The sequence below is a fragment of the Pseudomonas songnenensis genome, assembly GCF_003696315.1.
GTDB classification, from domain to species: Bacteria; Pseudomonadota; Gammaproteobacteria; order Pseudomonadales; family Pseudomonadaceae; genus Stutzerimonas; species Stutzerimonas songnenensis.
In genome coordinates, this window is the sequence record NZ_RFFN01000001.1 from 40943 (window position 1) to 54785 (window position 13843).

General features: G+C 64.9%; 13 protein-coding genes. 7 read left to right on the top strand and 6 right to left on the bottom strand.

Translation table 11 applies throughout. The features are described 5' to 3' along the window. Positions 1–75: 75 nt before the first annotated feature. Positions 76–1311 (bottom strand): patatin-like phospholipase family protein, encoded by a 1236-nt coding sequence (locus tag EA798_RS00195; protein ID WP_122097656.1) that lies wholly within the window; start codon positions 1309–1311, stop codon positions 76–78. Between the two features lie 478 nt (positions 1312–1789). Here EA798_RS00195 and EA798_RS00200 point away from each other — a divergent pair, with 478 nt between their 5' ends. The 4 genes from EA798_RS00200 to EA798_RS00215 all read left to right on the top strand — a co-directional run bounded on the left by EA798_RS00200 (position 1790) and on the right by EA798_RS00215 (position 5333). Then, positions 1790–3625: an ABC transporter ATP-binding protein gene (locus tag EA798_RS00200; protein ID WP_122097657.1), complete on the top strand. Its 1836-nt coding sequence runs from the start codon at positions 1790–1792 to the stop codon at positions 3623–3625. Between the two features lie 150 nt (positions 3626–3775). Then, a complete protein-coding gene (locus EA798_RS00205; RefSeq protein ID WP_122097658.1) occupies positions 3776–4396 on the top strand; it encodes a Type 1 glutamine amidotransferase-like domain-containing protein in 621 nt (206 codons plus the stop codon). Positions 4397–4539: 143 nt separating this feature from the next. Further along, positions 4540–4833, top strand: a complete 294-nt coding sequence (locus EA798_RS00210; RefSeq protein ID WP_122097659.1) for a GNAT family N-acetyltransferase — start codon at positions 4540–4542, stop codon at positions 4831–4833. 95 nt (positions 4834–4928) lie between these two features. Beyond that, a complete protein-coding gene (locus tag EA798_RS00215; protein ID WP_106156836.1) occupies positions 4929–5333 on the top strand; it encodes a hypothetical protein in 405 nt (134 codons plus the stop codon). Between the two features lie 140 nt (positions 5334–5473). Here EA798_RS00215 and EA798_RS00220 read toward each other — a convergent pair whose 3' ends face one another. Further along, positions 5474–6643, bottom strand: a complete 1170-nt coding sequence (locus EA798_RS00220; protein ID WP_122097660.1) for a sensor histidine kinase — start codon at positions 6641–6643, stop codon at positions 5474–5476. 238 nt (positions 6644–6881) lie between these two features. Continuing rightward, positions 6882–8711 (bottom strand): bifunctional metallophosphatase/5'-nucleotidase, encoded by a 1830-nt coding sequence (locus EA798_RS00225; protein WP_122097661.1) that lies wholly within the window; start codon positions 8709–8711, stop codon positions 6882–6884. Between the two features lie 218 nt (positions 8712–8929). Between EA798_RS00225 and EA798_RS00230 the strand changes: the two genes are divergently transcribed. Further along, positions 8930–9433, top strand: a complete 504-nt coding sequence (locus EA798_RS00230) for a DUF4126 family protein (protein ID WP_122097662.1) — start codon at positions 8930–8932, stop codon at positions 9431–9433. Positions 9434–9525: 92 nt separating this feature from the next. Here the strand turns inward: EA798_RS00230 and EA798_RS00235 are convergent, their stop codons facing one another. The 3 genes from EA798_RS00235 to yghU form a co-directional block, all read right to left on the bottom strand. Further along, positions 9526–9918 carry a hypothetical protein gene (locus EA798_RS00235; RefSeq protein WP_122097663.1) on the bottom strand — a complete coding sequence of 131 codons (393 nt, stop codon included), beginning with the start codon at positions 9916–9918 and terminating at the stop codon, positions 9526–9528. 212 nt (positions 9919–10130) lie between these two features. Next, on the bottom strand, positions 10131–10973 hold the full coding sequence (locus EA798_RS00240) for a hypothetical protein (protein WP_122097664.1): 843 nt from the start codon (positions 10971–10973) through the stop codon (positions 10131–10133). A 287-nt stretch (positions 10974–11260) separates the two neighbouring features. After that, complete coding sequence (gene yghU / locus EA798_RS00245; protein ID WP_106156825.1) at positions 11261–12103, bottom strand: glutathione-dependent disulfide-bond oxidoreductase; 843 nt, start codon at positions 12101–12103, stop codon at positions 11261–11263. A 260-nt stretch (positions 12104–12363) separates the two neighbouring features. Here yghU and EA798_RS00250 point away from each other — a divergent pair, with 260 nt between their 5' ends. Both EA798_RS00250 and EA798_RS00255 read left to right on the top strand, forming a co-directional pair. Then, positions 12364–12600 carry a helix-turn-helix domain-containing protein gene (locus EA798_RS00250; protein WP_224109194.1) on the top strand — a complete coding sequence of 79 codons (237 nt, stop codon included), beginning with the start codon at positions 12364–12366 and terminating at the stop codon, positions 12598–12600. Beyond that, a complete protein-coding gene (locus tag EA798_RS00255; RefSeq protein WP_122097665.1) occupies positions 12597–13838 on the top strand; it encodes a type II toxin-antitoxin system HipA family toxin in 1242 nt (413 codons plus the stop codon). Before EA798_RS00250 ends, EA798_RS00255 begins: the two co-directional genes overlap by 4 nt. The last annotated feature ends 5 nt before the right edge of the window (positions 13839–13843 follow it).

Below are 13843 nucleotides of genomic sequence, written 5' to 3' on the forward strand. Positions count from 1 at the left end.
GGTGGCCTGGAGGTGACGCGTGGAAAAGGCTTCGCCGTTTTCCACGCTACGCGCTCACCGCTCACCGCTCACCGGTCACCGGTCACCGCTCACCGCTGAAGCGCTGCGCGCGGTTGGCGAGAGCTGCTGGCTGCGCTGCTCTGGCTTTTCAAGCCTGAGAAAAGCCCTGAGCTCGGCTTGCTTGGCCATGGCGTCCTGGTAACCCAGTTCGATCAGCTCACTGCAGTAGCCGGGTTCGAACAACAGGTAGCTCAGCAGCCCACCGCCGCCTTCGCGCGTGCCGCCAGGGCCGCGCAGGAACAGGCGCATGGCGGCGGGCAGCTCTTTTCGATGGCGGGCGGCGATCCTGTCCAGCGGCTGGCTCGGGGAAATCACCAGCACCTCGACGGGCGTCAGGCCGTAGGCGCGCTTGCGTTTTTCGGCCGGCACCAGTTGCCCCAGCAGGTTGAGGCGCTCCAGCAGTTCGATATCACTCTCGACGTTGTCGATGAAGGTGCTGTTGAGCATGTGCCCGGAGATTTGCGCCAGGCTGGGGCTGGCGCCGGTCGGCCGCGGTGTTGGAGCGGCCTCGCTCTGATCATCCACCGGGTTGCCACTGACCCCGACCACCAGCACGCGCGTGGCGCCCAGGTGCAGGGCAGGGCTGATGGGTGCGGTCTGGCGTACCGCGCCGTCGCCAAAGTACTCGCGGTTGATCTTTACCGGCTCGAAGACCAGCGGAATGGCGGTGCTGGCCAGCAAATGGGATATCCCCAGGCGGGTCGGCACACCTACCCGACGATGGCGCAGCCATGGGTCGATTGCCGCATGCCCCTGATAGAACGTCACCGCCTCGGCCGACTCGTAGCCGAATGCCGTCACCGCTATCGCGCGCAGTTGCCGCTGGCGGAGGGCCGCGGCGATGCCGGAAAAATCCAGTTCACGCTCGAGCAGCCCGGCCAGTGGCGAACTGTCGAGCAGCGCAACCGGCACCTGCTTGCCGATACCGAGCACGCTGTGGCCGAGGAAGCGGCTGGCCTGGCGCAACACGCCGGGCCAGTCGCTGCGGTAGACCTGATCGGTATGAAAACTGCGCCACACGCTGCTCAACCGCCGCACCGCCTCGCGAAAATGCAGGGCGCCGCAGGCCAGGCTGACGGCATTGATCGCGCCCGCCGAGGTGCCGACGATCACCGGAAACGGATTGCCCGACGAGTCGGGCAGCAGATCGGCGATGGCCGACAGCACACCAACCTGATAGGCCCCTCGCGCGCCGCCGCCGGAGAGGATCAGCCCTGTGGTATCTGGGTTATTTACTGCGTCCTCGGTCATCGTCGATTCCAGTTCGAGGTTTTCGGTAGTGCCCGGGCTTGCCGCAGGAACAATCAACAGCAGGTCATCGAAAGGGTGCGGTCGCCTCGCTGGCGACGGCGGCAGAGATTATCAACAGGGCAATACGCTACCAATCAAAACACGCCGGTGTGTCGCGCCGCTGGGTTTTATTGGGTGCTGTGTTTCGAGCTTTTACCTATGTCTTAAAGGCGGCAGCTCTTGCGGTTAGCGAGGTAGCCTGGACGTAGCGCGTGGAAAAGGCTTCGCCGTTTTCCACCCTACGCATGCACGGTGTCGGCAGAGGAGGCCGAGTGGCGTAGGGTGGACAACGCTGCGCTTGTCCACCGATGCGAATCGACGGGCAGGGCAGGTGGTTGGCGAAACGCTCGCGGGTTCGGGGCGTCCAACCGGATGCCGCGCCCGAGCGGTCGAATTCGGGAAAGACGCCCGCCCACCCCGCCACAAAGCAGACCTCCCCATGTTGTTCCGCCGTTTCGAAAACCTGATCGACGTCTTCAAGCCCAGCCCGGACGTTGCGCCGCCGGCCGGGATGCTGCGCTTCTATGCCCATTACCTGAAGCAGGTCTGGCCGTTGATGACGGCCGTGCTGGTGGTCGGCTTTTTCGCGGCGCTGATCGAGGTGGCGTTGTTCAGCTTTCTCGGGCAGTTGATCGATATGGCCCAGGCGACCGATGACGCACGAACCTTCTTCACCGAGCACCGCAACGCGTTGCTGTGGATGGCGGCGGTGGCGCTGGTCATCCGGCCGCTGGTATTCGGCCTGCACAACCTGCTGACGCATCAGGCGATCAACCCGGGGCTGACCAATCTGATCCGCTGGCAGAACCACCGCTACGTGCTCAAGCAGAGCCTGAACTTCTTCCAGAACGACTTTGCCGGGCGCATCGCCCAGCGCGTGATGCAGACCGGGCCGTCGCTGCGCGATTCGGCCATGCAGGTGATCGATGCGCTGTGGCATGTGGTGGTCTACGCCGGCAGTGCGCTGTATCTGTTCGCCGCCGCCGACCTGCGCCTGATCGTGCCCTTGCTGCTGTGGATCGTCGGCTACAGCGCCGCGCTCTGGTACTTCGTGCCGCGTATCCGCGCGCGTTCGGCGGCGGCGTCCGCGGCGCGTTCGAAGGTGATGGGGCGGGTGGTGGACGGCTACAGCAACGTCGCCACGCTGAAGCTGTTCGCCCACTCGCGGGAGGAAGAGAGCTACGCCCGCGAGGCGATGCAGGAGCTGCTCGGCAAGTTCCGCCTGCAGTCGCGGGTGATCACCAGCCTGGATTTCCTCATCACCTGCATGAACGGCCTGTTGATCGTCGGCACCGGCGCGCTGGCGCTGTGGCTGTGGAGCGAGGCGCTGATCACCACAGGCGCCATCGCCCTGGCGCTGGGCCTGGTGATCCGCATCAACAACATGGCCGAGTGGATCATGTGGGTGGTCAACGGCATCTTCGAGAACGTCGGCACCGTGCAGGACGGCATGAAGAGCATCGTCCGGCCGCGCGACGTGCTCGACCCCGAGGATGCCAGGCCGCTGCAGGTGGAGCAGGGCGGCGTGCGCTTCGAGGATGTGCATTTCCATTACGGCAAAAGCGGCGGGGTGATCAGTGGCCTGAGCATCGATATTCGTCCGGGCGAGAAGATCGGCCTGGTCGGGCCGTCGGGTGCGGGCAAGTCGACGCTGGTCAACCTGCTGCTGCGCCTCTATGACCTGGAAAGCGGGCGCATCCTGATCGACGGGCAGAACGTCGCCGAGGTCAGCCAGGAAAGCCTGCGCGCCAATATCGGCGTGGTCACCCAGGACACCTCGCTGCTGCACCGCTCGATCCGCGACAACCTGCGCTACGGCAAGCCCGACGCAACAGAGGAAGAACTCTGGGCCGCGGCACGCAAGGCCCGCGCGGACGCGTTCATCAAGACCCTGGACGACAGTCAGGGCGGCTTGGCCTTCGAGGCCATGGTGGGCGAGCGCGGCGTGAAACTCTCCGGCGGGCAACGGCAGCGTATCGCCATCGCCCGGGTGCTGCTCAAGGACGCGCCGATCCTGGTGCTCGATGAAGCCACCTCGGCGCTGGATTCGGAGGTCGAGGCGGCGATTCAGGAGAGCCTGGATACCCTGATGGAAGGCAAGACGGTGATCGCCATCGCCCACCGGCTGTCGACCATCGCCCGCATGGATCGGCTGGTGGTGATCGACCAGGGGCAGGTGATCGAGACCGGCACCCACGCCGAGCTGATCGCCCGCGGTGGCCTCTATGCGCGGCTGTGGCAACACCAGACCGGTGGCTTTGTCGGGGTGGATTGATAGGAAACGGGCAAGCCAGGGGTTTTTCGTCCACTCTGCTTGTCGGCCTGTTGGAAGGCGCGGCGCGGCAGCGCTGAGCTGTCCCGCCGTGTTCTCAATAACCAGGGGCGGGTTGGGCGAGCCTGAATCCAGTCGAGCGCAGAGGTGCATATGAACATTTTCCTGACATCCTCCTTTGCTGAAGTCGTGGACTTGTTTGTCAGGTTCACCAAGGGCGAGTGCAGCGGTAAGACGGTTACGTTGATTCCTACGGCGAGTCTTGTTGAGGAGGTCAATTCCTACCTTGTTGCGGCCAGGGAGGCGCTCGTCGAAGCCGGTCTGGTGATCGATGAACTCGAGGTTTCAACCGCAACTCAGGACGAAATCGTCAGCAAGCTCGAACGCGGCGATTACATCTATGTGTCCGGCGGCAACACCTTCTTTCTGCTGCAGGAGCTCAAGCGCACAGGCGCGGACCTGCTGATCGCCGAACACGTCAAAGCCGGGAAGTGCTACATCGGCGAATCCGCCGGCTCCGCGATACTCGCCCCCAGCATCGAATACATAACGGCGCTGGACGATGTTTCTGCCGCGCCTGATCTCGAGTCCTTTGCGGCCTTGGGGTTGGTCGATTTCTACCCGCTGCCGCATTACCGAAACGAGCCGTTTGCCGAGGCTGTCGAGCAGGTGCTGAAAGAGTATGGGGATGCGCTGGATCTCCGACCATTCAGCAATAACCAGGCGATCGCCTTGTCGGGCGGCCAAGCCGAGCTTCAAACCAGCGGTGATTGAGTTTCATACCCGGCCCGAGCCTACTTGCGGCCCACCTTGGGCGAGTCGGCGCAGGGCGTTTCATCGTCGATCCATCTGAACCCTCCCACACCGCGTCCACTCGTACCTCTAGCCACAGCCAAAGAACCGAGAGGGAATCTGCCATGACCGATAAACAAGCCAGCGTCCGCCACGATGCTGCGCAGCAGCGCTATGAACTGCTGGTGGAGGGGCAGCCACTCGGCTTCGCTGCGTACAGCGAGCAGGGCGAGCGGATGGTCTTCACCCATACCGAGGTCGACCCCAGCCTGTCCGGGCAGGGCCTGGGTAGCGTGCTGGCCAAGGGCGCGCTGGGCGATGCACGGCGGCGCGGCAAGCGCGTGGTGCCGCAGTGCGAGTTCATCGCCAGGTACATCGAGCGCCACGAGCAATGGCAGGACCTGGTCGATCCGCTCTGAGGTCGATATGCAGCGGCGGGCTTCAGCCCGCCAACGGTCGCGACCGGGGTGATGGTCGTGGTGTGCCGCCGCCTGGCTTAGCAGAGGGCAATCGCGTGGATGGTCGAGAGTTTGTCTGGGCGCATTTCAAGCTCAATGCCGAGCAGCGCCTGCGGGGCTTCAACTTCTTCGTGGTGCTGGCGATCTTTGCCGATGGCGGTGTGCTGGCAGCGCTGCAGCAGGGCTTCTCGCCGGGGCTGCTGATCCTGCTCGGTGCCTTCACCGTCTTGCTGGCGCAGGTGTTCTGGCTGGTGGACGCGCGCAGCCGGCAACTGCTGGAGCTGACCATCGTCGCACTCAAGGAGATGGAGGCCGACTATCCCGAGAGTTACCGGCTGTTCGCCGCCGATGCGCTGGGGCAGAGCCGGGTGATCAGCTACACCTTCGCCATTCGGGCGCTGCTGCTGGCACAGATGGGCTTCGGCCTGGGCGTGCTCGCTTACGGGCTCTACCAGTGGTGAGGGCGCTGCCCGGCCAGCTGTTGCTTCGCGCTGAATTCGCCAAGCCGCTCATGCAGGCATCACAGCGAAAGCGGTCATGCGGCTTTGAAGGCAGCAGAGCCGCTCGGCTGTCATTGGAAGCGAACGTTGCAACAGCCCGATCAGGGCGAGGTTTCATCGACCGGGTCGGCCGGGCGCCGTGATTCGTATGCCAGCGGTAGTCGCACGGTGAAGGTGGTGCCCTGTTTGGCACTCGACTCGACGCCAATGGTGCCCTTGTGCGCCGACACGATCTCGCTGGCGATATACAGGCCCAGGCCCAGTCCCGACTGTGGCCCGTATTCGCCGGCCGCGTAGTGGGAATGGCGGCTTAAGGGATTGAAGATATCCGCCAGCGCGCTCCTGGCGATGGGTTCTCCCTGGTTATGCACCGTGAACACGGCATGGTCCTCATCGACATGCATGTCGACCTTGACCGGTGCGGTCCTGCTGCCGTGCTGCACGGCGTTGCTGATCAGGTTGGAAAACACCTGCTCCATGCGCGCCGCGTCGAACCGTCCAGTCAGATTTCCTCTGGTCTTGCAGATGATCTGATGCTCGGGATTGTAGGCCCGCACTTCTTCGACCATGCCTTCGCACACCGCGGCGAGGTTGATTTCCAGCCGGTGCAGGGGAATTCCCGCGCCGCTCTGCGAGCGGGTGAAATCGAGCAAGTCGGTGACGATCTTGTTGGCGCGCTTGGCGCTGGTGAAGATCCGCGACGCGAGTTTGGTCGGTTTGGCGCCCAGGTTGTCGTCCAGCAGCAACACTTCGGCGCCAAGCTGAATGGCGCCCAGGGGCGTGCGCAGGTCGTGCCCGAGAATGCCGAGAAAGACATTGCGCGTGGTTGTCACGGTCCTCGAGTAGCTGGCGACGGATTCGGCGAGCGCCTGGTCGATGGCTTCGTTGAAGCGCGTCATGTCTTCGACTTCGAAGGCGGTGCCGTTCTTGATCGCCTGCAACCACTTGCGGAGCACGCTGGAGCGCAGAGCGCGGTACTCCGAAACCATCTCGTCGATGCTGAAACCAGCGTCATGCCGCAGGACCGCGTGAATCTCTGCCGCCGTTTTGTCCAGGCGTCTGTCCGCCTTGCCGACGGATTTGTCGATCTGTTCGGTGACGGACTGGCTGGTGCGAAGGTCGTCGGCGATGGCCCGGAGCATTTGCTCGGCGTGGTCACGCAGACCCTTCGCGTCCAGCGAGCGAGCTGCACTGGGTATGCTTCTGGCGAAGTCTTCCCATGACTGGAGAATCGGCTCGAGGTTGTCGAGGATAAAGTCGGCTAAACGCATTGGGCTGCTCCGTGACGGGATATACGCCGCACAACGGGCCTGGTCACCGGGAAGTGTCTTGCTTCCCTCGGCTCTTGCGGCTGTGGCTGGAGCGTTCAGGTGCGCTGCAGGACCCAGTATGGACCAGCCAGCCCCGCCAATGCGTGCGGGGTGATGGACTGGCAGCAGATAGCTGCGTCCCGGAGCAACGGAGCGATAAAAGGGGACAGGTGCCCGTGTCCCCTTGGGTGCTGGCGCGTCAGTCCAGCCGCTGGATGCGACCTTCGACGCTGGCACTGAACGGCTGCGGCAGGGCTTCGATGTAGCCCACCAGCGCATCCAGATCCACCGGACCGACGACGCGGTTCTGGCCTTCGTTGAGGACCGTGAAGTTGTCGCCGCCGCCTGCGAGGAAGGAGTTCACCGTGACGCGATAGGTCGCCGCCGGATTGATCGGCGCACCGCCGACGTCGCGCATCTCGACCACCCGGTTGCCTTCGGGGCGGCTCGCCGACCAGCTGTACCGGATGCCGGAGGGCTTGAGCAGGCGCGGGTAGCTCTGGCCGATCCACTGCTGTTCCAGCAGCGTCTTGATCTGCGCGCCGCTGAGGTCCATCGAAACCAGGTCGTTGGCGAACGGCTGGATGGCGAACAGCTCGCCCCAGGTCACTTCGCCGCTGTCGAGGTCCGCGCGGATGCCGCCCGGGTTCATGAAGCTGATCTGCGCACTGGTGGCTACGCGCTGGGCGTCGGCGATCAGGTTGCCCAGTGCGGACTCACCGGCCGGTGTTTCGCTGCGGGTGATGGCGGTTTGCGCGAGGCCCACCACGCGGGCCACCAGCGGTTCCACGCGCGCATCGGCCCGGGCCACCAGCGCGGCGACTTGCGGGTCCGGTGTCAGGCCCGCGCCCTGGTCACCCCAGGTGGTGACGATGACCGCGGATTTCTCGATGATGTCGCGGCTGCGGCGGCTGACCAGCAGCTCGATGTCGGCATAGGCGGTGCCCGCCGAGAAGGCCTGGGTCACCAGGATCGGCTTGCCGTTGGCGTTGGGCAGCAGTGCGTTGGTGAAGCCATGGGCGTGGCCGGAGAGCACCACGTCCACCTCGTCATCCAGGCGCTTGATGATGTCGACCACCGGGCCGATGACGGTGTCCGCCTCGGCGTTGGTCGGGCCGTTGTAGCTGGTCTGCTGACCGCCCTGGTGCAGTGCGACGACGATGGCGCGCACACCCTGGCTGCGCAACTCGCCTACCGAACGGTTGATCGCCTCTGCTTCATCGATGAAGCGCAGACCGGCGACGCCGCTGGGCGAGACGATGGAGGGGGTTTCCTTCAGCGCCGCACCGATCACGCCGATGCGAATGCCGCCGGCGTTGTAGATGGAGTAGGGCGGCAGCAGGGATTGGCCGGTGCGCTGGTCGATGACGTTGCTCGACACGGTGGGATAGCGCGCGCCCTGCCAGCCGTCTTCGAGGTAAGGCCCGTTGGCGTGGTCGCCGCCGGTGAGCTGGCGCAGCAGCTCCTGCTTGCCGTAGTCGAACTCGTGGTTGCCAAGGGTGCCGATAACGTTGCAGCGCTGCTGGCCGAGGGTCTGCGCACGACGGGGCAGCTCCATCTGCCAGCCGAACGGACGGCAGAACGGGTTGGCCAGCAGGTTGAGCAGGCTGATCGCCGGTTCGTCACGCAGCAGCGCGGAATTGGGTGGCGAGGCGCCGACCTGGTCGCCGTCGTGAACGATGAGGGTGTACTCGCGGCTGGCCGATTTGAGGTAGGAGGCCAGCACCGCCGCGCCGCCTGCCGGGCGTCCGGCGACGCTGCGCGGCGACAGCTGACCGTGGAAGTCGTTGATGCCGAGGATGTTCACCGACACCACCGGCTCGGGGCGCCAGTCCGGCGCACGCCAGCTGCGCCGTTCGCTGGCCTGTTGCCTGGCCTGCAGGCCTTCCTGCCGCTCTTCGCGGTAGTCCTGCTCGATGGAGCCGTGTTCGGGCTGTTTCGGAAGCGGTTGCTGAGTCTGTGCCAGGGCAGGGGCGGCAAGGCCGGCCAGGCCAGCGGCGATCAGCCAATCCAGTACGCGCTTGCGCATTGTTGTTGTCCTCGGGCGATGGGGTCGCTCCGAAACTAGGAAGCGCAGGTGGCAGGTTGATGACGGCTGGCTGGCGTTACGGTGAGAGCCGACGTGCGGTTTCGGGGCCAGATGCCACGGCTTGCTGCAGGCATGTCATCCGTCGCTGCCCGTGCAGCGCAGCCGAACGCTTGCGGCGGGCGCCCGGTCGGTATTAGCAACCACCGGGAGAACTGACGATGTCGACTTCGAGCAATCTGTTATGGGCCGCGCTGGCGATCGGGGCGGTGACGGGCATGCGCAGCATGCTGGCGCCGACACTGGTCAGCCGGGCGTTGAGCGAGCGCGAAGATCTTGCCGGGGCGGGGGAGGCCGCGCAGTTGCTCACATCGGATACGCCGCAGACCTTCCTGCCCGTGCTCGCGGCCAGCGAGATGATCGGCGACAAGATGCCCTTCGCGCCGGATCGCACCATCGTGCCGTCGATGATGTTCCGCGCGGTTTCCGGCGGCGTGAGTGCGGCGGCGCTGGCCGGCGTGCGCCGCGAGCCGATGCTGGTGCCGGCGCTGCTCGGCGCGACGGCGGCGCTGGTCGCAGCCAAGATCGGACTGAGCCTGCGCAAGCCCTATCAGCCCAGGCCGCTGGTCAACGCGGCGCTGGGTGCGGTGGAGGAATGTCTGGCGTTGACGGTCGGCCGGGCTGGGTTGCGGCGGGCGCTGGGAGATGGTCGGCGCGGGCAGTGAGAAGCCATGCACTCTTCGCGTTCGCGTAGCAGTGGGGGACGCGTGGAAAAGGCGTTGCCGTTTTCCACCCTACGCCGGTGGTGCCGGGGCCGTCAGTCGGGCGTGTGCTTGGCCTTGTGCGGATTGCTCTGGAGCAGACGCGCATGGGCGTCGGGGTAGCGGTAGGCGAAGGTGGCGTGCTGCGCGGCGAGTTCGGCCTGCATGGCCTCGCGCTCATGGGCCGGCAGCTTGGCCAGGTATTTCTGGGTGATCGCGTATTTGGCGGCCAGCAGCTCGTTCTCGGCTTCCCGTACCTCCACTTCGTAGGCTCTGGCGCGACGTTCCCGCAGCGCCGCCTGGTCGGTGTGCATGTTGCCGCCTTCATGCAGGACGAAGGCACTCTTCGATGCGCCTTCCGTCTGCTCCATGGCCGGCTGTGCGGCCCAGGCGTTCGAAGTGGCAAGGCAGAACATCAGGCAGGACGAGATGGTGCTCAGCGTAGGCATGGCGTGGCCCTCTGCATGCGTGGCAGCGCTCAGGCCGCCTGAAGCGCCAGAATACGCCAGGCGCAGCCAGCACTCAGCAGTCCGGCCCTGCGCCAATCGTCGCAGCAGGCCATGGCCCTGATGGATTGCGCGTCGTCAGGGTGTGGCTGTCCGGCCGGGACATGACGGAAAACGGGCCGCGTGATGCGGCCCGTGGTACTGCGCAGCAGCGGTCAGCTCGGTCGCTGGATCACGCAGATACGCTCGCGGCCCAGCCCGGCGTCGCGGCTGGCGACGTCCGGTACGACTTCCGGCATTTCGCTGCTGGTGCCGTGGCCGGTCGTGCCTGCACCAGTCGGGACAGTGGTGGCGGTGGTGTCCGGGTAGTCGGTCCCGGCCCGCTTTGCCGCGCTGCCGATGTCATAGCGGCCGGTATCGGCCGAGCTGCGGTCGGTGTAGTCGGTGGGCGCGGAGGCATGACCGCCGACTTCGGCAGTGGCGCGGGTGCCCGCATCTTCACCGAAGCGTTCAGTGGCCGAATGCAGCCCGGTGCCGGTCGTGCCGGTCGTGCCGGTCGCAGCGGTGCCGGTTGCAGGCGTGGTGAAATGCTTGTCCAGGTGACTGTCGCCGCCCGTGGCGCCGGCATAGGGGCTGCTCGGGCCTGGGTAACCTTCGACTGTGCCAGTGCCGCCGCGCTCGTTGATGTCGATGGCGCCGTTGTATTCCAGGGCATCGCGCGCCTTGGCCAGCTGATCTTCGTCCTCGACATCCACGGCGATGACCAGGGCACCGCGGCGCACGGCATCCGGATAGGCCGTGGCGTAGTGGCGGTGCGTTTCGTGCGGCTCATGGCCGAACAGCGATTTGAAGAAATGCGTGATCTTGGACTCGTGATGCGTGCGATCCACCGGAACGTCGGGAGTGGTGGTGTAGGGCGCATCGTAGGCATGGATGTCGGCGCTCTCGGCGCCAATGGCGTGAATCTGTTCCCGCGCGATGCCCCGCGACATCAGATCGCCGCGGGTGCGGTTGGCGTCGGTCAGCGTTGCAAACGCTGCTACCAGTGTATGTCTCATGATCCACCTCACGTTGTGTTGAACAACCGGGTTGTGAGCGCTGCGCCTGTCGCGACGCGGCGGTCGTGTGCTAACCGCCTGTTCCGCGGATTTAACGGCGCTCATAGACATTGGGTCGGAGCGCACCGGCATAGTTCAGCGTGGAGGATCAGCGGTCGGACCAGGGCCGTGCAGTTGCTGCGCGGCGCTGGGGAAGGCTTCGAAGCAGCGCGCGCCGGTTGCGTGGCGGCGCGCACAGGGGCGGTGGCAAGGACAGCTCCTCTGCCACCGCCCGATGGGGTTGCGGTTCAGTCCAGGTCAGCGGCGCTATGGCGCTCCGGCGCCTGCTCGGATTCGTCGCCCCAGGTACGGTTGACCTTGCGTCCGCGGATCACGGCAGGGCGCTCAGCGACTTCCGCGGCCCAGCGCTGCACGTGCCTGTAGTCCTGCACGGAGAGGAACTCGCCGGCGTCGTACAGCTCGCCCTTTGCCAGCACGCCGTACCAGGGCCAGATCGCCATGTCCGCGATAGTGTATGCATCACCGGCCACGTAGCGGTTCTCGGCCAGCTGGCGGTCGAGCACGTCGAGCTGGCGCTTGACCTCCATCGCGTAGCGGTTGATCGGATACTCGTATTTCTCCGGCGCGTAGGCGTAGAAATGCCCGAAGCCGCCACCGAGGAAGGGCGCCGAACCCATCTGCCAGAACAGCCAGTTCAGCGTTTCGGTACGTGCGCGGATGTCCGTGGGCAGGAAGGCGCCGAACTTCTCGGCCAGGTAGACCAGGATCGAGCCGGACTCGAACACGCGCAGCGGTTCGCCTTCGACGCTGCGGTCCACCAGCGCGGGAATCTTCGAGTTGGGATTGATTTCGACGAAGCCACTGCCGAACTGGTCGCCCTCACCGATGTTGATCAGCCAGGCATCGTACTCGGCGCCCGTGTGGCCGGCGGCGAGCAGCTCTTCGAGCATGATCGAAACCTTCACGCCATTGGGCGTCGCCAGCGAATAGAGCTGCAACGGATGCTTGCCCACCGGCAGGGCCTTCTCCTGCCGCGCACCGGCGGTTGGGGCGTTGATGCTGGCGAACTTGCCGCCCGAGGGCGCGTCGTGGGTCCAGACCTTCGGCGGGACGTAAGGGGTATCAGGCATGAGCAATCTCCTCGGTGGCTACTGGGGATGTGCAGGGCATGCTACGCCCTCGGCCGGCGCTGTCGAAATCAAGCGAGTCGATATTGGTCATCGATGGGCGATGGTTTGTTCGGGAGGTGGTTTTTTGAGGTGAACTGGAAGATCTTTTTCCCGATCGGTAAAAAATCCAGTGCATCGACCTGCGGCGGAGAGTATTTTCCCTATTGGGAAAAAATTGGAAGTGAGCTGTTTCCGAAGGACGAATTGTACGGAACGGGAAAATGGCTGAGCCTACCGCATTTGTATCAATGGCCGAGCTGGGCAAGCTGATCCAGCGCACCCGCAAGGGTCAGGGGCTGCGTCTGGTGGACGCTGCCGGCCTATGTGGCGTGAGCGTGCGCTTTCTGAGCGAGCTGGAAAATGGCCGTGAGAGCTGTTCGTTCGGACGGGTGCTGAACGTGTGTCATACGCTTGGCATCGAGCTGTTGGCGGCTAGACGTGACGGGGGCGACCTGTGAGCGGACTGCTCGGCGTCTACCGGGGTGATTGCCGTATCGGTGAGATTTGGCTGGGTGACGATGGCCGCAGCATGGGTTTTCGTTATAGCGAAGCGGCGCGGTTCGCAATCTCCAATAGCTTGCCGCTTGCAACCGGTATGTTTGCGCCAACGCTTGGCACGGCACACAACTGGTTTGCCAATCTGCTTCCCGAAGAAGCTTCGCGGCAGTTGCTGGTGAACCGGCTTGGGATCGCCGATGACGACTTTTCGCTGTTGGCCGCCATCGGTGGCGATTGTGCCGGTGCGTTGCGCATTGTTGACCCGGAGCGGGCCAATGCGTTGATTGAATCTGGCCGGGAGCCGGTCGACCCCAATCAGCTGGCGCGCTGGGCGCAGGGTAAGGAGCGCTACGCCTTGTTCCAGCCGGGCAAGGCGACACGGCTTTCGCTTGCCGGCGCCCAGGACAAGATTCCCGTAATCCTCGAAGGCGGCCAGCTCTACCTCCCGAGCGGCGCCGCCGCTTCTTCGCATCTGATCAAGTTCTCGCTAAAGCCGGCGTTGGTTTTCAACGAGCTCTATATGAACCGCCTGGCTCGGATCGCTGGGCTTATGGTTCCCGACTCGCACGCAGGTCAGGCAGGGAAGGCTCACTATCTTGCTGTGACTCGTTACGATCGTGAGCGCGTGGATAACCAGATCGAGCGTGTGCACCAGGAGGACATGTGCCAGGCGCTTGGCTATCCGCGGCGGCTCAAGTACCAGGAAGAGGGCGGCCCGACGCTGGCAGCCTGCGCAGGCCTGTTGCGCGCGGTGACGGCCACGCCGGCGCTGCAGGTGCGCCAGCTGCTGCGCTGGCAGATATTCAACGTGCTGGCCGGCAACAGCGATGGCCATGCCAAGAACATTTCGCTGCTACAAGACGCCAGCGGGCGCTGGTCATTGGCGCCGGCCTATGACCTGGTATGTACGATGGTGCTGCCATACAGCCCCAGTCTTGGTTTCGCGGTCGGCAGTAACTTCCATCCGCAGCAGCTGCGCAGAGCCGATTGGGAAGAGCTGGCGCGCCACATGGGCCTTGCGCCGCCGTTCGTACTGCGGGAGCTGCGGCAAATGCTGGATCTGCTCGAGCCAGCTGCCAACAGCGCTGAGTTGCAAGCTGAACTGCAGACGGTTGGCATGGATGAGGCGGGTTGGGCGAAGGTGCAGCATGTGCGCAAATACGTTGTTCAGCAGTGTCGCCGCTACCGCAAACTGTAGCGGCG